Origin of the sequence: Mesorhizobium sp. M0983, assembly GCF_040318975.1 — a bacterium.
GTDB lineage: Bacteria > Pseudomonadota > Alphaproteobacteria > Rhizobiales > Rhizobiaceae > Mesorhizobium.
Map to the genome: position 1 here is coordinate 241,119 of NZ_JAMYNH010000001.1, position 23,394 is coordinate 264,512.

The 23,394-nt window shown below is 64.0% G+C and carries 16 protein-coding genes; 5 read left to right on the forward strand and 11 right to left on the reverse strand.

Translation table 11 applies throughout. The features are described 5' to 3' along the window. Positions 1-6: 6 nt before the first annotated feature. Positions 7-2,814, reverse strand: coding sequence for an ATP-dependent helicase (locus NKH71_RS01350; protein WP_352894174.1), 2,808 nt, complete (start codon positions 2,812-2,814; stop codon positions 7-9). A gap of 252 nt (positions 2,815-3,066) precedes the next feature. On the opposite strand from NKH71_RS01350, the gene NKH71_RS01355 reads away from it, so the two are divergent. Further along, positions 3,067-5,379 carry a glucose/quinate/shikimate family membrane-bound PQQ-dependent dehydrogenase gene (locus NKH71_RS01355; RefSeq protein WP_352788513.1) on the forward strand — a complete coding sequence of 771 codons (2,313 nt, stop codon included), beginning with the start codon at positions 3,067-3,069 and terminating at the stop codon, positions 5,377-5,379. Between the two features lie 217 nt (positions 5,380-5,596). Beyond that, complete coding sequence (locus NKH71_RS01360; RefSeq protein ID WP_352788511.1) at positions 5,597-6,490, forward strand: dienelactone hydrolase family protein; 894 nt, start codon at positions 5,597-5,599, stop codon at positions 6,488-6,490. Here NKH71_RS01360 and NKH71_RS01365 read toward each other — a convergent pair whose 3' ends face one another. Continuing rightward, positions 6,491-7,399, reverse strand: a complete 909-nt coding sequence (locus NKH71_RS01365; protein WP_352482917.1) for an EamA family transporter — start codon at positions 7,397-7,399, stop codon at positions 6,491-6,493. A gap of 90 nt (positions 7,400-7,489) precedes the next feature. On the opposite strand from NKH71_RS01365, the gene NKH71_RS01370 reads away from it, so the two are divergent. Then, the gene (locus NKH71_RS01370; protein WP_352483074.1) at positions 7,490-7,969 is read left to right on the forward strand and encodes an Lrp/AsnC family transcriptional regulator; all 480 of its coding nucleotides are present in this window, start codon (positions 7,490-7,492) and stop codon (positions 7,967-7,969) included. Positions 7,970-7,977: 8 nt separating this feature from the next. Here NKH71_RS01370 and NKH71_RS01375 read toward each other — a convergent pair whose 3' ends face one another. Together NKH71_RS01375 and NKH71_RS01380 are read right to left on the reverse strand one after the other, a co-directional pair. Beyond that, the gene (locus tag NKH71_RS01375) at positions 7,978-8,427 is read right to left on the reverse strand and encodes an RrF2 family transcriptional regulator (protein WP_006202816.1); all 450 of its coding nucleotides are present in this window, start codon (positions 8,425-8,427) and stop codon (positions 7,978-7,980) included. A gap of 250 nt (positions 8,428-8,677) precedes the next feature. After that, on the reverse strand, positions 8,678-9,664 hold the full coding sequence (locus NKH71_RS01380) for a sulfate ABC transporter substrate-binding protein (protein WP_352482918.1): 987 nt from the start codon (positions 9,662-9,664) through the stop codon (positions 8,678-8,680). 280 nt (positions 9,665-9,944) lie between these two features. Between NKH71_RS01380 and NKH71_RS01385 the strand changes: the two genes are divergently transcribed. Then, the gene (locus NKH71_RS01385) at positions 9,945-10,217 is read left to right on the forward strand and encodes an antitoxin (RefSeq protein ID WP_352482919.1); all 273 of its coding nucleotides are present in this window, start codon (positions 9,945-9,947) and stop codon (positions 10,215-10,217) included. Continuing rightward, the gene (locus NKH71_RS01390; RefSeq protein ID WP_502896288.1) at positions 10,217-10,615 is read left to right on the forward strand and encodes a type II toxin-antitoxin system VapC family toxin; all 399 of its coding nucleotides are present in this window, start codon (positions 10,217-10,219) and stop codon (positions 10,613-10,615) included. Before NKH71_RS01385 ends, NKH71_RS01390 begins: the two co-directional genes overlap by 1 nt. Positions 10,616-10,629: 14 nt before the next feature. On the opposite strand, the gene NKH71_RS01395 is transcribed toward NKH71_RS01390, so the two are convergent. The 7 genes from NKH71_RS01395 to NKH71_RS01425 all read right to left on the reverse strand — a co-directional run bounded on the left by NKH71_RS01395 (position 10,630) and on the right by NKH71_RS01425 (position 23,219). Further along, the gene (locus NKH71_RS01395) at positions 10,630-11,670 is read right to left on the reverse strand and encodes a sulfate/molybdate ABC transporter ATP-binding protein (RefSeq protein WP_352482922.1); all 1,041 of its coding nucleotides are present in this window, start codon (positions 11,668-11,670) and stop codon (positions 10,630-10,632) included. A 72-nt stretch (positions 11,671-11,742) separates the two neighbouring features. After that, entirely contained in the window at positions 11,743-12,627 is an 885-nt protein-coding gene (gene cysW / locus NKH71_RS01400) for a sulfate ABC transporter permease subunit CysW (RefSeq protein ID WP_023720881.1), read from the reverse strand. Next, entirely contained in the window at positions 12,620-13,471 is an 852-nt protein-coding gene (cysT, locus tag NKH71_RS01405; protein ID WP_023720880.1) for a sulfate ABC transporter permease subunit CysT, read from the reverse strand. The genes cysW and cysT overlap by 8 nt, the downstream gene beginning before the upstream one ends. 18 nt (positions 13,472-13,489) lie before the next feature. Then, complete coding sequence (locus NKH71_RS01410; protein ID WP_352788508.1) at positions 13,490-14,518, reverse strand: sulfate ABC transporter substrate-binding protein; 1,029 nt, start codon at positions 14,516-14,518, stop codon at positions 13,490-13,492. 219 nt (positions 14,519-14,737) lie between these two features. Continuing rightward, a complete protein-coding gene (locus NKH71_RS01415; protein WP_352788506.1) occupies positions 14,738-15,424 on the reverse strand; it encodes a M15 family metallopeptidase in 687 nt (228 codons plus the stop codon). A 54-nt stretch (positions 15,425-15,478) separates the two neighbouring features. Next, complete coding sequence (gene pbpC / locus NKH71_RS01420) at positions 15,479-17,575, reverse strand: penicillin-binding protein 1C (protein WP_352788504.1); 2,097 nt, start codon at positions 17,573-17,575, stop codon at positions 15,479-15,481. Positions 17,576-17,738: 163 nt separating this feature from the next. Next, positions 17,739-23,219 carry an alpha-2-macroglobulin family protein gene (locus NKH71_RS01425; protein WP_352788501.1) on the reverse strand — a complete coding sequence of 1,827 codons (5,481 nt, stop codon included), beginning with the start codon at positions 23,217-23,219 and terminating at the stop codon, positions 17,739-17,741. Positions 23,220-23,394 lie beyond the last annotated feature (175 nt).

Sequence of the window (23,394 nt, forward strand, 5' to 3'; positions counted from 1 at the left end):
GCGGCCTCAAACCCCCGTGACAAACCCGTCCAGCACGCGTTTCTGGCCGGCCTTGTCGAAGTCGATGGTCAGCTTGTTGCCTTCGATGGCCGAGATGTTGCCGTTGCCGAATTTCTGGTGGAAGACGCGGTCGCCAACGCTGAAGGGGGAGGGCGTGTCGGCGACGGATTTGGCGACCAGCTCGCCGTCGATGGTGCGGCCCTTGATCGAGGTGCGGCCGGCACCGTAGCCCGAGTCGGTTTCGCCATAGCCGATGCGCTCGACCTGGTGGCCGGAGCGCGTGCCCCAATTGCGGTCGGTCGCTTCGGTGCGGTTGGCCTGAGCACGTTGCCAGCCCGGTGTCGCATAGGTGCTGGAGAAGGCGCCGGATTTCTCGGCGCCGTTGTTGCCACCGATGTTATCGAAGCGCGACGCCCCATAAGGATTCTGTCTTCCAGCCCCCTGGCCGCCACGACCGGGAGCGAACGAGCCGCCACCATAGGCATTGCCGTAGCCGCCATAGGAGTTGCCGCTCTCGGCGACCTCGACATGGGCTTCCGGCAGCTCGTCGAGGAAGCGCGACGGGATGGTCGATTGCCAGAGGCCGTGGATGCGGCGGTTGGAGACAAACCAGAGATGCAGGTTCTTCTTGGCGCGGGTCAGGCCGACATAGGCAAGGCGGCGCTCCTCCTCGAGCCCGGACCGGCCACCCTCGTCGAGGGAACGCTGGTGCGGGAACAGGCCTTCCTCCCAGCCGGGCAGGAACACGGTTTCGAATTCGAGGCCCTTGGCCGAATGCAGCGTCATGATGTTGACGGCGTCGAGCTCAGCGTTCTGCTCGGCGTCCATCACCAGCGCGACATGTTCGAGGAAGGAGCGCAGCGATTCATACTCCTCCATGGAGCGTATCAGCTCCTTTAGGTTCTCCAGCCGGCCGGGCGCTTCGACCGAGCGGTCGTTCTTCCACATGTCGGTGTAGCCGCTCTCCTCCAAAATGGTCTCGGCGAGTTCGGTGTGCGGGGTGGTTTCGAGAGCCTTTTGCCAGCGCTCGAAATTGGCTGATACCTCGCGAAGTGCGGCACGCGGCTTCGGCTTCAGCTCGTCGCTTTCGGCCAGTTTTGCCGCCGCCTCCAGCATCGGGATGCGCAGCGCGCGTGCGGTGTCGTGGACCTGGCGGATGGTGGCCTCGCCCAACCCGCGTTTCGGCACGTTGACGATGCGCTCGAAGGCGAGGTCGTCGGCGCCTTGTGCGACGACGCGGAAGAAGGCCAATGCGTCGCGAATCTCGAGCCGCTCATAGAAGCGCGGGCCGCCGATGACGCGGTAATTGAGCCCGAGCGTGACGAAGCGGTCCTCGAATTCGCGCATCTGGAAAGACGCGCGGACGAGAATCGCCATATCGTTCAAATTGTGCTTCTGGCGCTGGTAGGCCTCGATGGTCTCGCCGACGGCGCGGGCCTCCTCCTCGGAATCCCAGGCGGCGTGGACATGCACCTTCTCGTCGTCCTCGGCGATCTTCTCGGTAAACAGCGTCTTGCCGAAGCGGCCCTCATTGTGGGCGATGAGATGCGAGGCGGTGCCGAGGATGTGCGCGGTCGAGCGGTAGTTGCGCTCCAGCCGGATGATGGTGGCGCCGGGGAAATCCTTGTCGAAGCGCAGGATGTTGTCGACTTCGGCGCCGCGCCAGCCATAGATCGACTGGTCGTCGTCGCCGACGCAGCAGATGTTAACTTTGCTTTCGCTCACGGCCGCGCGCGAGCTTCGCTCGCTGGCCTCCGCGGGGGCGGCCTGGCCGGCCGACGCCCGGTCGGGCTTGCGGCCTTCGGCCGAAGAGCGCCCAATCTCCCCCCTCGTGGGGGAGATGTCGGCGGAGCCGACAGAGGGGGGCGCTGTCCCGCCAGCGTTTCCGCCAGGACCATTGGAAGCGTCGCGATCCTTCGCGCCCCCCTCTGTCCTGCCGGACATCTCCCCCGCGAGGGGGGAGATTGGCTTGCCTTGAGGCCGCTGGGCCAGCAGGCGCAGCCACATGTACTGTGCGGTGTTGGTGTCCTGGTACTCGTCGACGAGGATGTAGCGGAAGCGCTTGTGGTATTCCTTCAGCACGTCCGGATTGGCGCGGAAGATGCGGATCGGGTGACATAGGAGATCGCCGAAGTCACAGGCATTCAGCGTCTGCAGCCGCTCCTGATAGGCCTTGTAGAGTTCGCGGCCCTTGCCGTTGGCGAAGGCACGGGCATCGCCCTCGGGGATGTCGGCGGGACCGAGGCCCTTGTTCTTCCAGCCGTCGATCATCTGGGCGAACTGCTTGGCCGGCCAGCGCTTGTCGTCCAGCCCTTCCGCCTGGATGAGCTGTTTGATCAGCCGCACGACATCGTCGGTGTCGAGAATGGTGAAGTCGGATTTGAGCCTGGCCAGCTCGGCATGTCGGCGCAGCAGCTTCACGCCAATCGAGTGGAAGGTGCCGAGCCACGGCATGCCCTCGACATTGCCTTCGCCGATCAACAGGCCGATGCGCTGCTTCATCTCGCGCGCCGCCTTGTTGGTGAAGGTGACGGCGAGGATCTGCGAAGGGAAGGCCTTGCCGGTGGCAAGGATGTGGGCGATGCGGGTGGTCAAGACGCGCGTCTTGCCGGTGCCGGCGCCGGCCAGCACCAGCACCGGGCCTTCGGTGGTTTCCACCGCCAGCCGCTGCTCGGGGTTGAGGCCGTTGAGATAATCGGGCGCGTTGTTTTGATTGCTGCGGGCAGCGATGGCGCGCGCGGCGATGCCCGACGGGGCCACGGGCCGCGCGTTCGGTTCGTCAAAAAAGGGCATGTCTTCCGAAAAGCCGGACATCTCTCCCCGAATGTAGTGATTCGGCAGCGAAAGGCCAGAAGTGTCTCCGTTTTGTTCTCTGTCCAGTCGGTAGACTCACAATCTGAATGGGTCCGCTAACCAAAACGCCGAGCTTGCCGTGGGTCGACGCCGTAAAACGCCGAGCTTGCTTGACAGGGGAAGCGGGCCGGAGAAAGTTGCGTGGGGGCAGGCACGCAATGCGGGGTTGCCCATGGACGCGTCGCGGAGCGCACCAGTCGAAGGAGCACCGTCTTGGCTGTGGTCATCACCTCCCTGATCCTTTTCCTCATCGGCCTGGCGCTTGGCGGCGGCGGCATCTGGCTCGTGACGCTGGGCGGCAGCTGGTATTACGTCATCGCCGGCATAGCTTTCCTGATCGCTGCCTGGCTGCTCTACAGGCGCAGACCCACGGCGCTGTGGCTCTACGCGGCGATCGTGCTCGGCACGCTCGCCTGGGCTGTCTGGGAAACCGGCTTCGACTGGTGGGAGCTCGGCCCGCGCGGCGGCATCATCGTGCTTGTCGCGCTGTGGCTATTGACGCCATGGGCGCGGCGCGGGCTTACCGGTCCCGACGGACGAGCGCCGCTGATCCTCGCGGTGCTGGCATCGCTCGGCGTCGCCGGTTATTCGATGACGACGGACCCAAAGGATATTGCCGGCCAACTCAACACCGACAAGGTGACGCCGACGGCCGAACTCGGCGGCAATGTGCCGGCCGGCGAATGGCACTATTACGGTCGCACGCAATATGGCCAGCGCTATTCGCCGCTCGACCAGATCACCCCCGAAAACGTTGCCAATCTGCAGCCGGCCTGGACCTATCGCACCGGCGACGTGAAAGGGCCCGACGACATCGGCGAGACGACCTATCAGGTGACGCCGCTGAAAATCGCCGACACGCTCTACATCTGCACGCCGCATAATTTCGCCATCGCCATCGATGCCGCGAGCGGCAAGGAGAAATGGCGCTTCGATCCGCAGGTCAAGCTCAACAAGGACCGCCAGCACCAGACCTGCCGCGGCGTGGCTTACTATGCCGATGCCAAGATCGCCGCCGGCCAGCCCTGCGCCACGCGCATCTATCTGCCGACATCGGACGCCCGGCTGATCGCGCTCGACGCGGCGAATGGCCAGGTCTGTCCGACATTTGCCGAGGGCGGCACGCTGAACCTGCTCGCCAACATGCCATATCCGAAGCCGGGCTATTACTATTCGACTTCCGCGCCGCTGATCGTCGCCAACAAGATCATCGTCGGCGGCGCGGTCAACGACAATTATTCGACGCAGGAGCCGTCCGGGGTCATCCGTGCCTACGATGCCGACACCGGCGCGCTGTTATGGAATTGGGATTCCGGCAATCCGGACCAGACGACGCCGCTGCCGCCGGGCCAGACCTACACCAACAACTCGCCCAATATGTGGTCGACGGCGAGCGCCGACGAGAAGCTCGGCCTGCTCTATGTGCCGCTCGGCAACAAGACGCCGGACCAGCTCGGCGCCGGACGCAGCGCCAATGACGAGAAATTCTCTTCCTCGATCACCGCGCTCGATCTCAACACCGGACAATTGCGCTGGGTGCGGCAGACCGTGCATCACGATCTCTGGGACATGGACGTGCCGGCGCAGCCGACGCTGGTCGACATAACCACGGCCAGTGGTGTGGTGCCGGCGCTGGTCGGGCCGACCAAGCAGGGCGACCTCTATGTGCTCGACCGGCGCAGCGGCGAGCCGATCGTTCCGGTCAAGGAAGTGCCGGCGCCGGGCGGCGCGATCGAAGGCGACCATACCTCGCCGACGCAGCCGGTCTCGGACCTCAGCTTCAGTCCGAAGCCACTGACCGGCGCGGATATGTGGGGCATCACCATGTTCGACCAGCTGGCCTGCCGGATCGAGCTTCGGAAGCTGCGGTATGAGGGCCGCTATACGCCGCCGTCGCTGCAAGGCTCGCTGATCTATCCTGGCAATTTCGGCACCTTCAACTGGGGCGGCGTGGCAGTCGATCCGGTCCGGCAGGTGATGTTCGGCATGCCGACATACCTGGCGTTCATCTCCAAATTGGTGCCGCGCGCCGACGTGCCGCCGCCGGGCGATACCAAGGGCAGCGAACAAGGCCTGAACCGCAATGACGGTGCGCCTTACGCAGTGATATTGAAGCCATTCCTGTCGCCGCTCGGCATTCCCTGCCAGGCGCCTCCGTGGGGCTATGTGGCCGGCGCCGACCTTCGGACCGGCAAGATCGTCTACAAGCATCGCAACGGCACCGTCTACGACATGACGCCGCTGCCGCTGCCGTTCAAGGTCGGCGTGCCGGGCATTGGCGGGCCGATGATCACTGCCGGCGGCGTCGCCTTTCTCGGTGCGGCGGTCGACGACTATGTGCGCGCTTATGACCTGACGACCGGCAAACAGCTCTGGCAGGCGCGGCTGCCTGCCGGCGGGCAGTCGACACCGATGACCTACACGGTAGCCGACGGACGCCAGTTCGTCGTCATCGTTGCCGGCGGCCACGGCTCGGTCGGCACCAAGCCGGGCGATTATGTGATGGCCTATACGCTGCCGAAATAGAGAAGTTCCTCAGAGCCCGAGATGCCCTTTCAGGTCGGGTACCGATGCAAGTACCTCGTTGGTCAGCTGCGGGCCGGCGGCTGTCTCGGCCTGCTGGACCAACGCGGCATCAAGGCCATCGTGCAGAGACTTATGGCAGCCCTCACTCAGCCGTGACTGGACCAGCCAGGCTTCGACCCTATGTTGCTGCCGGGGGCCGAAGACCTAGGAGCGCGCCATGACAACACCTGCCGGCCCCGCCAAGCCTGTCATTACCCAGGCGATGATCGATGCCTATGATGAATACACGCATCTGACGCTCGACCGGCGGCGCTTCATGGAGCAGTTGACCAGGCTTGCCGGGTCGGGTGCGGCAGCGGCCGCGATCGCGCCGCTGCTGGCGGCGAATTCGGCCCAGGCGGCAATCGTCGCGGAAAACGATCCGCGCGTGAAAGGCGAGGACATCAGCTATCCAGGCAGCGGCGGCGAGATGAAGGGTTATCTGGTCAAGCCGGCGGGTCAGACCGGCAGGCTGGGCACGGTCATCGTCGTGCACGAAAACCGGGGGCTCAACCCGCATATTCGCGACGTGGCGCGGCGCGTGGCGCTGGAGGGGTTCGTGGCGCTTGCCCCGGACTTCATGACACCGCTCGGCGGCACGCCGGCCGATGAAAACAGGGCACGTGACCTGTTTTCCCAGCTCGATCCAGCACAGGTCGCCACCAATGCCGTCGCAACGGTCGCCTACCTCAAAGGCCACAAGGACGGCAACGGCAAGGTCGGCGCCGTCGGCTTCTGCTGGGGCGGCGGCACGGTGAACATGCTGGCCGTCAACGCGCCGGATCTTGCAGCCGCCGTTGCCTATTACGGCATGCAGCCGAAGGCCGAGGACGTGCCGAAGATCAAGGCGCCGCTCATGCTGCATTATGCCGGGCTCGACACCCGCACCAATGCCGGCATCGACGCCTTCAAGAAGGAACTCGACGCGGCCCATATCGAATATTCGGTCTATGTCTATGAAGGCGCCAACCATGCCTTCAACAACGACACATCGGCGGCCCGTTACGACAAGAAGGCGGCTGACCTCGCCTGGGGGCGGACGATCGCTTTCCTCAAGGAGAAGTTGGCCTGATCAGGCGGGCGCCAGCGCCGGTTTGTGAAGGGCGACGCCGGCCACCACCAGCGCGATGCCGAGGCAGTCAGTGAGGCTCGGCACCTGCCGCAGCACGATGACGCCGATAAACGTCGCGGTAACCGGAAGCAATGACAGCATCAGCGCGAAACTGGAGCGCGGCAGCCGCGACATGGCAAGCTGGTCGCAAATATAGGGAATGACCGACGAGCAGATGCCGACACCGACCGCCGCAAGCAGCAGCGGCGGCGTCGAGAACGCCGGCAGCGCATCGGCAAGACCGATCGGCAGAACGACGAGAAGGGCGACCGCCATGGCGGCACCCAGCCCGGCGATGCCATCGCCAGCGTCGGCGCGCGCGACGCGGTGGCCGAGCACGATATAGAAGACGAACAGCGCGCCATTGAGGAAGGCCCAGAACAGGCCGACAGGATCGCTCGACCATTTGACGTCGATGAGCAGCAAGGTGCCGGCGACGGCGATTGCAAGGGCGGCGAGATTGCGCGGGCTTCTGAGGCCGACAAGCGCGACGCCGATGGTGCCGACGAATTCGATCGCCGCTACCAGCGAGATCGGCAGCCGGTCGAGCGCCAGGTAAAACGAGCAATTCATCACCCCAAGGCAGACGCCGAAACCCACAAGCAACAACCGCGTCGAGCGATCGGCGCGGGCGAAGACCGCCCATGGTCGGGTCAGCGGGGCAAAGACCAGTGCCGCGGTGGCGATGCGCAGCCACGCCATGCCGAGCACGCCGACATGCGAGAAAAGCAGGACTGCGAAAGCGGGGCCGAGATAGTGGAACACGGCGCTGACGCCGAACCACAGATGGGGCGGCACCGAGCTTGCCAAGGTAAAAGCCGGGCCGGCGAGTGCCGGACTTGCTGCTGGGGCTTGCGTCCGATCTTCCATGGGGTCAGTATCGCAGGCGATTTTTGCCGTTGATATGGATGATGGCCGGGCATTGCGGCTATTCCCTTTTCGAAAGCAAGGAGTATTCCGCTGAAACGCCTTCGAAATGAAAATACCGATCTGGATCCGGCGGATCTAAAAATCCTGCGCCTGCTGGAGGAGGATGCGCGCACCAGTATTGCCGAACTGGCGCGCTCAGTCGGCCTGTCGGCGCCGAGCGTCGCCGAGCGCATCAAGCGGCTGCAGGAAAGCGGCGTGATCGAGGCCTATACGGTGCGGATTAATCCGGCCGCGCTCGGCATGAAGCTGTCGGCATGGCTGCGCATCAGGCCGGTGCCGGGGCAACTCGCCGTCGTGGCCGAAATCATCCGCGACCTGCCGGAAATCGCCCAATGCGACCGGGTCACCGGCGAAGACTGTTTCATCGCGCTGGCCCATGTCGGCTCGGTCGCCGAGCTCGAGCGGGTGATCGACCGGATCATTCCCCATGCGATGACCAATACGGCGATCATCCAGTCGACGCCGGTAGTGGCACGCTCGCCGCTAGGGGCGGTGAAGCGCCCGGCCTGATGCTAGATTTAAATCTGCGACGTCAGCTCGACCGGGAAATCGTCATTGTCGGCGTCGCGCATGGCGGCGAGGCTGCGGTTGTCCAGCACCTCTGCGATCGCCTGACGCACCTCCAGCATCATGTGCCGGACCTGGCAGGTCGCCTCGTCGCAATCCTCGCAGCGCTGGTATTGTGTGCGGCTGGCGCAAGGGATCGGCGCCAGCGGCCCGTCGAGGACACGCACGACATGGCCGATCTTGATTTCGGAAGCGGGACGGGCGAGGCGGTAACCGCCTTCCTTGCCCTTGCGGCTCTGGACGAAGCCGGCATTGCGCAACTCGCCCAGGATGGCATCCAGGAATTTCTTGGGGATGTTGTTGGCGACCGCAATGTCGTTGACGAATGCGAGCTGGCCGACCGGCAGGCCGGACAGATGCACGAGAGCCTTGAGGCCGTATTTGCCTTTTTTGGTAAGCATGCCCGAGTCAACCCATTAAGCCCCAACCACCCGCATCTGGCGGCTGTTTGTGTGCAAATAATGACGGTTTGGCCGTGCGATGCCGTTCGCGCAGACAGGCCGCCCGAAGACATATTGCGCGCAAACGCGTTGATTCTTCGTAACGTTTTGGAGGGCGGGCGTCCGGAACGGGCGGAGGCCACGTTTTCGGCGAGCAAATGAAGAAAGCCGGCAAACGCCCGCTTTCAATCAGTTCACGAGGTTGCAGACGTCAGCGGCTGCCGTAAGTCTGGTCGAGCAGGCCGCCAGCGGCGAAATGCTCGGCCTGGACCTTGGCCCAGCCGCCAAAGACATCCTGCACCGTCAATAGGCGGACATCGGGAAACTCAGCCTTGTACTTGGCGGCGACCGTCGCGTCGCGGGTCCGCAGGCCGTTGCGGGCGGCGATGTCCTGGCCCTCCAGCGTATAAAGGAAGTCGAGATAGGTCTTGGCGAGGTCGCGCGTGCCATGCTCGTCGGCGATCGTGTCGACGATCGCCACCGGAAACTCGGCCAAAAGGCTGACCGAGGGCGTCACCTGCTCGAATTTGTCCTCGCCATACTCCTTGCGGACGCCGCGCGTTTCCGACTCAAAGGTGATCAGCACGTCGCCGATCTCGCGCTGCACGAAAGTGGTGGTCGCGGCGCGTCCGCCGCTGTCGAAGATCGGTACGTTGTTGAACAGCTTGGTGACGAATTCCTTCACCTTGGCGTCGTCGCCCTTGAAGGCTTCCTTGGCGTAGGCGGTGGCCGCAAGGTAGGTGTACCGGGCATTGCCGGAGGTTTTCGGATTGGGGAAGATCACCTGGACGTCGTCGCGCACGAGATCGTTCCAATCCTTGATGTGCTTCGGATTGCCGGCGCGCACCAGGAAGGAGGGCAGCGAATAGAAGGGCGAGGCGTTGTCGGGAAAATCTTTCTGCCAATCCGCGGAGATGAGACCCTTCCTGACCAGGAAGTCGATGTCGAGGACCTGGTTGAAGGTGACCACATCGGCGCCGAGGCCCTCGGCGATGGCACGTGCCTGCGCAGACGTCCCGGCATGCGACTGATCGATGGTGACGCCTGGGTGGCCGGCGACGAACGCCTTGTTGACCTGCGCAAACAGCTCGCGGCCGACATCGTAAGAAGCGTTCAGCAATTTGTCGGCCGACCAGGCTTGGGAGGATGCGAGGAACAGGCCGGCCAATGTGGCGACGCCAAGCAAAAATCGCTTCATGAAAACAAGGCTCCAATGCGTGCGCTTATTGCCGGACCATAGCGGCAAGGCATTGTGCGCGACGAGGCAGGCAGAGCGGCCGCTCCACGTTGTCGATAGAAGAAATATTCCCGCTGTGGAGGATTTCTAGTTTTTTCTTTCAGGCAGAGTCTTCCGGGCAGCTTGGCAGCGGTGCCGATGCCGTCGGCGTGCACGATGGTTCCCGGCCGGCCAACGCGATGGCGATTGCATCGCCGCGCGGTCTGGCATATACAAATGGTATATACAAGGAGCTATCGTCATGCCTCAACGCCGCCATTCAACAACCCCGCCGAAAGAGGCGAAGCTGTTTCGTAACAATCGCAGTCAGGCGGTGCGCATTCCTGTCGAGTTCGAACTTCCCGGCGAAAAGGTCTTGATCAGTCGTGAAGGCGACCGCCTGATCATCGAGCCGGTTCGCAAACCCGGCCTCACGGCGCTGCTCGCGCAATGGGCGAAAGAGCCGCCCCCCGGTTCCGAGGAGGACTTTCCCGAAGTCGAGGATATGCCTGTCAAATCCGAGGATTTTTTTTGATGCGGTTCATGCTGGACACGAACATTATCAGCGACATGATCCGAAATCCGGCCGGGAAAGCCGCCGCCGCCGTCCTGCGCGTGGGAGACGCCGCCGTGTGTACCAGCATCGTGGTCGCCTCGGAACTGCGATATGGCTGCGCCAGGAAAGAGTCGGCCAAGTTGCTCAAGAAGGTCGAGGAATTGCTGGCTGAGATTCCTGTCTTGCCGCTCGATGTGCCGGTAGATGCCGAGTACGGCGCGATTCGCGCAGAGCTGGAAGGAAGGGGCCAGACCATCGGCCAAAACGACCTTTTTATTGCTGCCCACGCCTATGCACTGGGAACTACCCTGGTGATCGCCAACACCGGCGAGTTCAACCGGATCAAAGGCCTGAAGGTCGAGAACTGGCTGGTGTAGCGCCTAAAAGAGGATCAAGCAGCCGGAAAAAGCTTCCAGCGCCGCGGCCTGAAAGCCACCCGGCTTTTCTGCGCCGCCGGATGGTCGACTGGCAACTCGATCTCGACCCGCTGGCGTTCGCCGCCGATTTCGAGCTCGACCCGCCTGGTGCCGGCGACGCGGCGGCTGGCGACAACCGTGCCGGCGATGCAGCCGTTGCATTCTTCCACCAGATCGACGTCGTGCGGGCGGAAGAACAGCGTCGCTTCACCTTGCGGTGCGTGCGGCGCGGAAAGCCCGATCGGCCGGTCGGCGATCCAGACCTGGCCGTCCTCGACCTTGACCGGGATCGAGCTCGATTCGCCGATGAAGCCATAGACGAAGGGCGAGTTCGGCGTGTCGTAGATCTCGTCGGCGGTGCCAACCTGCTCGATGCGGCCCTGGCTCATCACCACGACGCGGTCGGCAAGCTCCAGCGCCTCTTCCTGGTCATGGGTGACGAAGACCGTGGTGTGGCCGGTGGCGTCGTGGATGTCGCGCAGCCAGCGGCGCAGTTCGCGGCGCACCTGGGCATCGAGCGCGCCGAACGGCTCGTCGAGCAAAAGCACGGCCGGTTCGATCGCCATCGCGCGGGCCAGCGCCACGCGCTGGCGCTGGCCGCCCGAAAGCTGCGCCGGATAGCGTTTTTCCAGACCGGAAAGCTGAACGAGGTTGAGGAGTTCCGAGGCGCGGCGGCGGATTTCCTTCGCCGACGGGCGTGACGGCCCGTGCCGGACCTTGAGTCCGAAGCCGATATTGTCGGCGACCGTCATATGGCGAAACAGCGCGTAATGCTGAAAGACGAAGCCGACATTGCGCTCCTGGATCGACTTTTGCGAGGCATCCTCTTCGCCGAAGAAGATCTTTCCGCGGGTCGGCCGCTCCAACCCGGCAATCAGCCTGAGCAGCGTCGTCTTGCCGGAACCGGATGGCCCCAGCAACGCGATCAACTCACCCGACTTGATGTCGAGCGAAACGTCGTGAAGGGCCGGAAACCGCTCAAACTCCTTGCGCACGTTGGCAACGCGAACTTCCATACAAATCCCTTTGTAGTTGATGCATGTCGTTATCCCAAAACCGGTTCCCACTTTTGGGCGACATGCATTTTGTCAGTGTCCGCGCGTCGCGGCGATCTCGGCGCCGTAGCGCATCTCGAGAAGTGTTTTCAAGACCAGTGTGACGAGCGCCAGGCCGGCAAGCAGCGAAGCGACGGCAAAGGCGGCGGCGGCATTGTACTCGTTATAAAGGATTTCGACATGCAGCGGCATGGTGTTGGTCAACCCGCGTATGTGGCCGGACACCACCGAGACCGCGCCGAACTCACCCATGGCGCGGGCATTGCACAACAGTACGCCGTAGAGCAATCCCCATTTGACGTTAGGCAACGTCACGTACCAGAACGCCTGCCAGCCATTGGCGCCGAGCGACAGGGCCGCCTCCTCGTCGCCATTGCCCTGCTCCTGCATCAGCGGGATCAATTCGCGGGCGACGAAGGGGAAGGTGACGAAGATGGTGGCCAGCACGATGCCCGGCACGGCAAACAGGATGACGATGCCATGCGCCTTGAGCCAAGCACCGAGCAGGCCTTGCGCGCCGAAGAGGAGTACATAGACCAGGCCGGAAATGACCGGGGAGACCGAAAACGGCAGGTCGATCAGCGTGGTCAGGAACGCCTTGCCCTTGAACTCGAACTTGGCAATCGCCCAGGCGGCGGAAATGCCGAAGACGACGTTGAGCGGCACCGAGATCGCCGCGACCAGAAGCGTCAGGCGGATCGCCGAGCGCGTATCCGGTTCCGACAGCGCCTGTGTGTAGGCCTCGATGCCTTTGGCGAAAGCTTCCTTGAAGACGATGATCAGCGGCAAGAGCAGGAAAATGCCGAGGAAGGCAAAGGTCACGATCATCAGCACGGTTCTCGCCGTGCGGCTTTCGGTCACCGCCGGCGACTGGCTTTCGTGGTGCGGCGCGTAGGATTTGATCTCCGGGTCAGCCATAGCGCTTGCGGCTCCACGTCTGCACCAGGTTGATGACCAGCAGCATCACGAAGGACAGCGCCAGCATGATCGCCGCGATCGCGGTCGCCGCAGCGTAATTATATTCCTCGAGCCTGATGACAATCAGAAGCGGTGCGATCTCGGATTTATAGGGCAGGTTGCCGGCGATGAAGATGACTGAGCCGTACTCGCCGACGCCGCGCGCGAAGGCCAGCGCGAAACCGGTGACGATGGCCGGCGCCAGTCCGGGAAGCAGGACGCGGCTGATGATCTGGAAGCGATTGGCGCCGAGCGTTGCGGCCACTTCCTCGACCTCCTTGTCGATCTCCTCCATGATCGGCTGCACGGTGCGCACGACGAAGGGCAGCCCGATGAAGATCAGCGCAATGACAATGCCGAGTGGCGTATAAGCGACTTTGATGCCGAGCGGCGTCAGCAGGCTGCCGATCCAGCCGTTCGGTGCGTAAAGCGTGGTCAGCGCGATGCCGGCAACCGCCGTCGGCAGCGCAAAGGGCAGGTCGACCATGGCATCGACGATGCGGCGGCCGGGAAAGCTGTAGCGCACCAGCACCCAGGCGACGATCGTGCCGAAGACGACGTTGACGGCGGCGGCAATGAAGGCGGTGCCGAAGCTGATTTCAAGCGCGTTGATGGTGCGGCGGTCGGTGACGATCGCCCAGAAGTCGGTCCAGCCGAGCGCCGCCGAGCGCCAGATCAACCCGGACAGGGGAATGAGGATGATGAGGGTGAGGTAGGCAAGCGAGAAGCCGAGCGTCAATCCGAAACCCGGAATGACGCTCGGCTGCCTGAACCGCCACCCCGCCTTGGCGGGTGCTGTGGTCATGTCGTCCTGATCTAAATGCTACTGGGCCGGCTTATAGATCTGGTCGAATATACCACCGTCGCCGAAATGATAAGGCTGTGCCTTCTTCCAGCCGCCAAAAAGTGGGTCGTCGATGGTGACCAGCTTGATCTCAGGCTGCTTGGCCAGGTCCTCCGCCGGCACCAGGTCGGGCTTCGAAGGGCGATAATGGTTCTTGGCGATGATCGTCTGGCCTTCCTTGGAATAGAGGTAGCTCAGATAGGCTTCGGCAACTTTGCGTGTGCCTTTGGCGTCGACATTGGCGTCGACCACTGCGACCGGCGGCTCGGCCAGGATCGAGGTCGGCGGGTAGACGATATCGAAATTGTCAGCGCCGAACTCGTCGAGCGCCAGATAGGCCTCGTTTTCCCAGGCGAGCAGCACGTCGCCTAGCCCTTTTTGCGCAAAGGTCACGGTGGCGCCGCGCGCACCGGTGTCGAGAACCGGGACATGCGCATAGAGATTGCCAACGAATCCCTTGGTCTTGGCCTCGTCGCCGCCATCCTTGGCGCTGGCATAGGCCCAGGCGGCAAGATAGTTCCAGCGCGCGCCGCCGGAGGTCTTCGGATTGGGCGTGATCACCTGGACGTCATCCTTGACCAGATCGCCCCAATCATGAATGCCCTTGGGGTTTCCCTTGCGGACGAGGAAGATGATGGTCGAGGTGTAAGGCGCCGAATTGTTTTCGAATTTCGTCCGCCAGTCGGGATTGATCTTCTTCGTTTTCGAGACAATGGCGTTGATATCGCCTTCGAGCGCCAGCGTCACCACGTCGGCGTCGAGCCCGTCGATCACGGCGCGCGCCTGGGCGCCGGATCCGCCATGCGACTGCTGGATGGTCACCGTCTCGCCTGTCTCGGTCTTCCAGTGGGCGACAAAGGCCTCATCGAATTGCTTGTAGAGCTCACGCGTCGGGTCATAGGACACGTTGAGAATGGTGGTGTCGGCAAACGCGAAACCGAGCGTGCCGAACTGGACCGATGTGGCGACCAGTGCGCCGAGCAGTTTCCTGAAATGAGGTTTGGTCATTTCCGCCTCCGTTGAACTCGCGCCAAATCTACCGAATTGATAGAATTTAGATGCATTCAATGTTGCCTTTTTTGGCCTATTGAAGCAATTTTTCGCCTACTTTCGGCGATGGGAGGAACTATTTTCCCTTGCACGGGACCTACGCTCCCGACGCGATTATCTAGAGACGGCTAGCTCTTCGGCAATGGCGGCGTCGCGTCCGAACGAGGTTTTGGCGGACTATTCGGCGGTGACGGGAAAGTTGAAGCGCTCTCTTGGAAACGGCTCGTTTTCCAGCGTGAAGTGCCACCATTCGCGTGCGTAATTCTTGAAGCCGCCGGCGCGCATCGCCTCGACAAGTTTTTTGCGGTTTGCCGCCGCTTCACTGGCGATCGGTCGGTGAGCCGTTTCGCTCGTCGGATCGAAACAGTCGAAACCGGTGCCGAAATCCAGCGTGTCGGCATCGGTCGCGCCGCAGGCCGGTTTCGGAGCGCTCTTGCGGTCCGCTCGCGTGATGGCGACATCGACCGTCGATCCGCGCGAATGGGTGGACAGTTCGCCGATATAGCCCTTGGCGATGAGATCCTTGCGCTTGACCTTTGGGTACCATTGCGGGTCCGGTGGTCCGCTCGTTTTTGTCCAGTCACCCATGTCGGAGACAGCACGCGCAGGGCGGTAGCAGTCGAACACGACCAGCGTCAGCCCTCCGGCAGCAATCGCTTTCTGCACTGCGGAAAGCGCTTGCGCCGCTTGGCTGGTGAGGACGCATACCGGCGCATCGTAACCGCTTACCTTGCGATGCAGGAAGTTTTCGAGGCCGGCATAGCGGATATCCTGCCGGATACTGGGATCGATGTCGGCCAGCCGAACAAAGCCGGCGGGGAGGGCGTCAGCAGAGGCCGAGGAAATACCGGCGGCCGAAAGCAAGGCGTAAAACCCAATCCGCTGAATCACCTGCCGGAAACTATTCAAGGGAAACTTTCACTCGACAAAAACCTTCACACTGGCCGCGCGCCCCGCCGCATCGATTACGGTCAGGGTGGAATAGCCGGCGCCGTCCGGCTGCCAGGTCGCGGTGCGCCGCCGGTCGATGCCGACCAGCGGCTTGCCGTTGGCCAGCCAGCGGAACGGTGCGCGGCCGCCTTGCAGCTTGAGCACCAGCGGCGAGGCGTCGGCCGAGGAAGTGCCGAGATCGACACGGGCGCCGTCAGGCGGAAAGACGATGGTTGGTGCAGGTTCGGTCGGCGTCGCCTGCACCAGCCCGTCGACGCCGGCGCCGAAGCGCGTCAGCGTCACCGGCAATTCTTCGCGCTTTGGCCGGCGGACGCCGGACGGTTGGCTTGGCAGCGGCACGGCGGCTAGGCTGGAACGGACAAAGCCTTCGAACAGAATGGGCGCGGCCGAGACATAGCCGGACAGACCGGGCACCGCGCCGGCATCGGGGCGGCCGACCCAGACGCCGAGCACATAACGGCCGTCGAAGCCGACCGACCAGGCGTCGCGATAGCCGTAGGAGGTGCCGGTCTTGTAGGCGATGCCGCGTTGGGCAGCACCCTGGGGCGGCTTGACGCCCGACAGGATGTCGGTGATCTGCCAATTCGCCTGACCATCGAGGATGGTGGTGGTCGAGCGTTCGGTGTTCGCCGGCTCGGTGCCGTCATGCAGCGTGTGTGCCTTGCCGCCATTGGCAAGGCCGGCATAGAGTTGGACGAGGTCGCGCAGCGTCACTCCGACGCCACCGAGGCCGATCGCCAGGCCAGGCGCTTCGTTGACGGGCAGGATCGGCATCACGCCTGCCTGGCGAAAGCGCGCCATCAGCCGGGCCGGGCCGACCGCGTCGAGCACGCGGATCGCCGGCACGTTGAGCGACAATTGCAGCGCCTGCCTGATGCTGACATCGCCCTGATAGCCCATGTCGAAGTTCTTCGGCCGGTAACCGGAGAAATCGGCCGGGCTGTCCTCGATCAGCATCTCCTGCGCCACCAGGCCTTGCTCGAAGGCGAGGCCGTAGATGAACGGCTTCAGCGTCGAGCCAGGCGAGCGAACGACCTTGGTCATGTCGATCCAGCCCGAACGGCTGGCATCGAAGAAATCGGCAGAGCCGACCTCGCCAAGAATATCGCCGGTGCGGGCATCGGCCAGCACCATGGCCACCGAGAGGCGAGGGCCGAGCTTGGCGGCGGCATCCTTGGCCACCTGCTCCAGCCCTTCCTGGACACTCTTGCGGATCGTCAGTTGCAGCTTCTGGCCGGGAATGGCCTTGGGCAGCATTGCATAGGCAGCATGAGCAGCGAGCGCCGGCAAGGTCCGCCGCAGCCCCGACACATCGTCGAGCGCGGCTCGCGCGGCCTCGCGTTCGCCGAGCAGGCCTGCCGACACCATGCGGGTCAGCACGCGGTCGCGGGCGGCATGAGCGACTTCGAGGTTGCGGTCAGGGCGTCGCTTTTCCGGCAATTGCGGCAAAGCGACGAGCAGGGCCGCCTCAGAGACCGTCAGCGGCTTCGGCTCCTTGCCGAAATAGGCGAGCGAAGCGGCGCGCACGCCTTCGAGATTGCCGCCATAGGGCGCCAGCGTCAGGTAGCGTTCGAGGATCTCGCGCTTGGACAGCCGCCGTTCTATCTGGACGGCGCGCAGCATCTGTTTGATCTTCGAGCCGAGGCTGCGGCTGTCGCGCGGTTCGATCAGCCGGGCGAGCTGCATCGAGAGCGTCGAACCACCGGAGACGATATGGCCGCTGGTCGCGAACTGGCCGGCCGCACGCGCCAGTGCCAGCACGTCGACGCCTTGATGATCCCAGAAGCGCTTGTCCTCATAGGTGACCAGCATGTCGACGAACTGGTTGTCAACCTGGTCCAGGTTGGTCGCAAGCCGCCAATAGCCGTCCGGCGTGGCGAAGGCCCGCAACAGCTGGCCGTCACGGTCCTGCACCTCGGTCGAGACCGTCAGCGCAGCCGGCAGCGGCGGCGGAAAAGCGCGGTCGAGCTGCCAGAGGGCGACAGCGGTGATTGCGGCGAAGGAAATGCCCGCAATGGCCGCTCGGCGGAGGAATCTTTTGGAGAGCACGGCGCCGCCCCTCATCCGCCTGCCGGCACCCTCTCCCCGTGGAGGACGGGGAGAAGGTGAATGGCCGCAACGCTGGCGACCCCCTGTCCTTCACGGGGAGAGGGTAAGGGTAAGGGTAAGGGGCGGCGCGGCGTCACGTCGTTAGCTACAGCCAACCAGTTTGCGTCCCTCTCCATCGTTACGGCGCCTTGACCTCCATCATGCCGGTGGCGGTGCGGGCCGAATATTGCGGCCGGTACATGTCTTCGATCGTTGCTGCCGGGTGGGCATAGGTGCCCGGCGTCACCGCGCGTACGACGTAGGCGAGCGTGATGTTGCGGTCGCCGTCGCCGTCGTTCGGATTGAAGGCCGCGACGAAACGGTCGTTGCGGAATTCGAGATGGGCAGCATCGGTCTGCGCCAGCCAGGAGAAGTTCGTCAATTGGGCGCTGGAGACCAGGCCCGGATTGTCGATCTCGAAGCCGGCCGGCAACAGGTCGGTGATCAGCAGCCGCGAAGGCCAGGTGTTCTGCTCGTAAACCTTGAGCACGACGACATAGCGTTCGTTCTGCTTGACCTCCGTCACGTTGGCCTCTGTGCCGTCGAGCTTGTAGTAGGTACGGCTGATGGTAAAGCCGTTGCCGCCGGCCGGCAGAGGCTGGATCGGCGAGGCCACGGTGGTGACGACCGCCTGCAGCGGATTTCTGCCGGTGTTGACGATGGTCAGCGGACTGTCGGCCAGTTCGCCACCGGCGATCTGGTCCGAATAGCCGCCGGCATGCGGTGCGCCGTTGACGGTCAGCGCGATCGAATCATTGCCGGCCTTCAGCGCGCGGGCCGCCAGCAGCATCCAGGACTCGTCCTGGGTGCTGGTCCACCTGGCGTCGGCGCGTTCCCTGGTCACCAGCTGGATCAGCGCCGGCACGATGGTCGGCACCGGCTTGCTTTCCGCGGCAAGCGCCAGGATCGCCGCACCGTCACGCAGCGGCGAGCCATAGTCGGACCGGTAATAGTCATATTCCGGCGTCGACTTGGCCAGTTGCAACGCGGCCTGGAAGGTTGCCTCCGAGCGCTGCGTGTCACCGTAGAGAGCGAGAGAGGCCGCCAGTTGGGCGACGGCCATCGGGCTGGTAAAGGCTTCGAGCTGGGTGTCGGCGTAATAACGCAGATCGCCGACCGAGGCCTTCTTGTTGCGGGCAAGCACATAGAGCGCATAAGCGATCTCACTGCCGCGATCCTGGACGTCCTGGTCGTAGCCGATCGCGTTCTGCAGATTGCTCAGCGCCTGGTTCATCGCCAGGGCCGGCACGTCGTATTTCTGCTCGCGCGCCCGGGTCAGGAAATCGGTGACATAGGCGTCGAGCCACAGATCGCCGGAACCCGGACCCCACAGGCCGAAGCTGCCGGCCGAGGCCTGGTAGCTCAGCACCTTGTAGATGGCGTCCTGGACGCGGCCATGCAGATCGGGGTCGCTGGCCATGCCGATGCCGGAAGCCATCTCGTTGACGTATAGAAGCGGCATGGCGCGGCTGGTGGTCTGCTCAGCGCAACCATAGGGATAGCGGTCGAGCGTCATCAGCAGCGACGGCACATCGAAGGCAGCTGACTGCGAAACGCCGACGCTCACCGAAGCGCCATCGAGCAGGCTTGCCGCCAACAGTTCCTTGTCGACGCGCAGCGCGCCGCCATTGCCCTTGAGGTCGACGACCATGCGGGTGGTCACCGGCAGTTGCGCCGGGCGCACCGGAACATAGAGCGTCTGCTCGACGGCGGTGCCATCGGCATGCGCAAGCTTGATGGTGATCGAGGCGTTGCCCGCGGTCTGCGCAATCAACGGCACGGTCAGCGTCTGCCGCTTGCCTTTGGCGAGCGTCAGCTTCTCAGGCAAGGCGGCACTGCCGGTAGACAGGTCGCCCGTCGTGTCGATGGTCAGCTTGTAGTCGCCAGCGGGGCCATCGGTGTCGGCGACGTCGAGCCGCATGACGGCGGAATCGTCGGGCGCCAGGAAGCGCGGCAGGCCGGCGGTGATCACCACCGGATCGCGCACGATGACGTCTGACTGGGCATGGCCGACCGCTTCCTTTGTCCAGGCGACGGCCATGACGCGCACGGTGCCGTTGAACTGCGGTATGTCGAAGTCGATCCGCGCCTTGCCGTCGGCGTCGAGCTGGACCGGGCCGGAGAAGAAGGCGACCAGCTTTTCGGTCGGCGGACTGCCTTGCGACTGCATGTTGGCGCCATCGCCGCCAGTGCGCAGCTTGCCGGTCGTGCCCAGCGAGCCGTCGATCAGCCGGCCATAGATGTCGCGAACCTCGAGACCGAGCATGCGCTGGCCGAAGAACCAGTTCTCCGGATCCGGTACCTTGTAGTTGGTCAGGTTGAGGATGCCGACGTCAACGGCCGCGACCATGACATAGGCGTTGGTGCCGGGCTGCACGCCGGCAACGGCGACCGGGATCGACAGCTGCTGGCGCGGCATGGTCTTGTCCGGCGGCGCCAAGCTGACGGCAAGCTTACGCGAGCCGGGATCGAGCTTCAGCCATTTGACGCCGATGGCGCGCGCCGGCATGCGCGTCTCTTGCGCATCGCCCGGCCTGAACAGCGTTGCCGTGACGTAGGCGCCGGCACCCCAATCGTCCCCGACCGTGATGTCGACAGTGCTGCCGCCGGCCGGCACGCTGGCCGTGACCGTCCTCAAGAGCTTGTCGGCGCCGATGGTGACGAGCAATTCGCCGGCAAAGTGCGGCGATACTTTGAGCTTGGCTACTTCGCCCGCCGCATAGGTTTCCTTGTCGAGGGCGATCTCGAGCCCGTCGGGCGTTTCGGTCGTGGTGGAACTGACATACCAGCCGGCGTCGAACTCGTAGCTGGTCGCCGGACCTTCCGGATCCGATGTCTCGATCTCGAGCCGGTAGCGGCCCCAGTCGACCGGCAGCGACATGGTAGCCTCGCCATCGGCGCTCAGGTCGACCCGGCCGTTGGCCACCGCCTTGGTGAAGATGACCGGCTCATAGTTCCAGGAATTGCTCGAGCGGTACCACTGGTAGCTGCGCTCGACCTTGACCAGCGACCACTGCGCGCCCTTCAGCGCTTCACGCTTGCCGTCTGGGTCGACGGCGATCAGGCTGAACTTGGCCGTGCCGCCTTGCGGCACCTCGTCGCCGTCGAAATCCGGGCGGATGCCGATCATGTGACCCTGCGGGCGGATGCCGATATTCAGCGAGCGCTCGATCGCACGGCCGCCGGTCTCGCGCATCCGGACCGTGACCTTGGCGTCGACCAGCTTGGTGGTGGATGGCAATTGATCGACGGAAACCGGGAAGGTCGCCTTGCCGTCGTCGCCGACCACCGGCAGGCCGGTGAAGGGCATCACCGTTGGTTCGGCCGACTGTTCGTCGGCCAGACCGAAGGAATAGCCTTTGAAGCGGTCCCAGTCGCGGCCAGTCGACAGCGTCAATTCGCCTTCGAGCGCGAGGCCCGCGGCCGGCGCGCCATAGAGAAAGCGGCCGTCGACGGTGATGTTGGCGGTCTCGCCCTGGGCGATCTCCTGCTTGTCGGCGGACAGGTCGAACTCGATGCGATCCGGGACGAAGTCCTCGACCAGGAACATCTGGCTGGCGACCGCCGCCTGCTTGGGATCGGTGTGGATCGCCACTGTCCAGGTGCCGCGCATGGCGTTGGGTTCCAGCGGCAGGTCGACGGCGTGGCCGCCGGCCGATGCTCCGTCGCTGACGATGCGGCGGTCCTCGACGCCGTCGGGCCGCGAGAAGATGAAGGTGAGCGGCAGGTTCTCGACCGCCTTGGCGGCACTGTCGCGGGCAAGAGCCGAGACATGGACGTCCTCGCCGGCGCGGTAGATGCCGCGCTCGGTCCAGGCATAGACGTCGAGCGCGCCCGGCGCCGCACGTCCGGCGACGCCGCGGTCGGACAGGTCGAACCCGGCGCGGCCCATATCGAGGAAGACGAAGTCGTCGTCGCCCTGCTTGGCCATCAGCACCGCCGGTGCCATGCCGCTGTCGCCGCGCGTCAGGCCGGGATTGAACACCGCCCGCCCTTCCGCGTCGGTGGTCGCGGTGCCAAGGATCTCGTTGTTCCTGGCCAGCAGCGTCAGCTCGGCGCGGGCAATCGGCTTGGCGGTTGCGAGCGAACGGGCAAAGACGTTCAGCCCATCCTGTCCGGTATAGGTCGACAGGCCGATGTCGGAGACGACGAACCATTGCGTGGCGTGCGAATCATAGTCGTCGCTGCGATCGTTGACGGCTTGTGCGGTCAGCACATAGACGCCGGGCTTGCGCTTCGGCAACGCCTCGTCGATGGGGAAGGAGGTGGTGACTTCCTTGTTGAGGTCGTTGGCGATGTCGAGCTGGCCTTGCCAGACCGGCTCGCCCATCTGTTCGGAGATGTTCGAAATGTCGTAGCCGTCAAGTTGGCGCAGGAACTGATACCCCGACAGAAGCTGGGCCAGCGAGCGGTCGCCGATGCGGAAGAGCTTCATTTCGGCGGCATTCATGTTGACGGTGACGACCGGTATGCCGCGGCGTGCGCCGGCGGGCAGCACGAAGCTGTCGCCGGTGAAGCGGGCCGAAGGCGCGCGGTCCTGCACGTAGATCGACAGTACCACCGGTGCCGCGGTGACCTCGCCAATGGCGGCCGGCAGGCCGGCGCGGAAGGTCACGTCATAATGCTGGCCGTGCTCGAGCCCTTCGACGCAGATCTGCTTGTCCTTGGCTTCGACGCCCTTGGGAGCGGCGTTGTCGACGGTGACGAACTGGGAATAATCGACGCCGGTCTTGACCAACTCCTCGGAGAACTGCGCGCAGATACGCGGCGCGCTGGTGTCGGCATCGACGGTATGATCGATGACGCGGAAGCCCTTGCGGGCCTTGAGATCCTGATAAGCGGCCCTGACCGCCGGCGAATTGACCAAAGCGAGGCTCGCCTCGTAGGCCTGCAGGGCCGGCCTGTAGAGGTCGCGGCGGTCAAGGCCGTCGCCGAGCAGCGCCAGCACGTCGGCGCGCGTCTTGGTGGTGCGCAGCAATTTGTAGGCGTTGAAGGCGGCGGAAGTGGCGTTCGCCGGTAGGGTCGACGGCTCCGAACTGTTGGCGGTCGGATGGACGGCAAGCGTTTCGCGCGCCAGCTCGAGCCAGAGCTGGCCATCGTCCGGCAGCACCGAAACCGCCGCTTCGTATTTGTGCATGGCCGAGCGATGATCGCCCGTCAGCGCCGACTGTTCGGCGGCGGCCCTCAGCGCCGTCAGCCCCTCTGTCGGCTTGGTGTAGGTCGGGCCGGTGAGCTTGTTGCGGTATTGCTGGGCCTGGTCGGCCATCCAGTTGGGGAAGAAGGCGAGTTCGGGTGGCGCGCCGATGTCGGGATCGCCATCGATGTTGACGACCTTGCCGGCGACGGCGCCGCCGAAGGGTTTCAACGAGTTGTAATCGGATTTAAGGAAGCACCATTTGGCCTTGAGGTTGTAGGTGAAGGCACGGCAGGCCGGGTCGCCGAGGCAGGTGGTCTTGCACTGATCGAGGCTGACATTCTGGTCGGATCTGAGATCGAAACCAAAATAGTCGGAATTATCCGATGTCACCACCCGCCGGGCTTCGGCCGCTTGCGCGACACCGCTCCAGGCGAAAAAGAGAAGGAAAAGAATCGATAGACCACGAGCCGCGCGCATTGCCATAAACCCCTCCAGACAAGTGCTTACGTCCAGAAATCTTCAAGCTTCAGTCGCGCTTGTCAACATCAGGACGCGGCAGGATCCGCCTGCCAACGGTTTGCTTTCCGGTCGGTGACCGGTAGTAGCTCCATAGGACAGGGGATCACGCTTTCTTGCGGCGACGCAGAAGGTGTGAGTT

Bases quoted from the DNA above. Each gene is read 5' to 3' on its own strand.
- NKH71_RS01350 (WP_352894174.1), bottom strand. From the start codon at position 2,814: ATGTCCGGCTTTTCGGAAGACATGCCCTTTTTTGACGAACCGAACGCG.
- NKH71_RS01360 (WP_352788511.1), top strand. From the start codon at position 5,597: ATGACAACACCTGCCGGCCCCGCCAAGCCTGTCATTACCCAGGCGATG.
- NKH71_RS01365 (WP_352482917.1), bottom strand. From the start codon at position 7,399: ATGGAAGATCGGACGCAAGCCCCAGCAGCAAGTCCGGCACTCGCCGGC.
- NKH71_RS01375 (WP_006202816.1), bottom strand. From the start codon at position 8,427: ATGCTTACCAAAAAAGGCAAATACGGCCTCAAGGCTCTCGTGCATCTG.
- NKH71_RS01380 (WP_352482918.1), bottom strand. From the start codon at position 9,664: ATGAAGCGATTTTTGCTTGGCGTCGCCACATTGGCCGGCCTGTTCCTC.
- NKH71_RS01385 (WP_352482919.1), top strand. From the start codon at position 9,945: ATGCCTCAACGCCGCCATTCAACAACCCCGCCGAAAGAGGCGAAGCTG.
- NKH71_RS01390 (WP_502896288.1), top strand. From the start codon at position 10,217: ATGCGGTTCATGCTGGACACGAACATTATCAGCGACATGATCCGAAAT.
- NKH71_RS01395 (WP_352482922.1), bottom strand. From the start codon at position 11,670: ATGGAAGTTCGCGTTGCCAACGTGCGCAAGGAGTTTGAGCGGTTTCCG.
- cysW (WP_023720881.1), bottom strand. From the start codon at position 12,627: ATGGCTGACCCGGAGATCAAATCCTACGCGCCGCACCACGAAAGCCAG.
- cysT (WP_023720880.1), bottom strand. From the start codon at position 13,471: ATGACCACAGCACCCGCCAAGGCGGGGTGGCGGTTCAGGCAGCCGAGC.
- NKH71_RS01410 (WP_352788508.1), bottom strand. From the start codon at position 14,518: ATGACCAAACCTCATTTCAGGAAACTGCTCGGCGCACTGGTCGCCACA.
- pbpC (WP_352788504.1), bottom strand. From the start codon at position 17,575: ATGAGGGGCGGCGCCGTGCTCTCCAAAAGATTCCTCCGCCGAGCGGCC.
- NKH71_RS01425 (WP_352788501.1), bottom strand. From the start codon at position 23,219: ATGGCAATGCGCGCGGCTCGTGGTCTATCGATTCTTTTCCTTCTCTTT.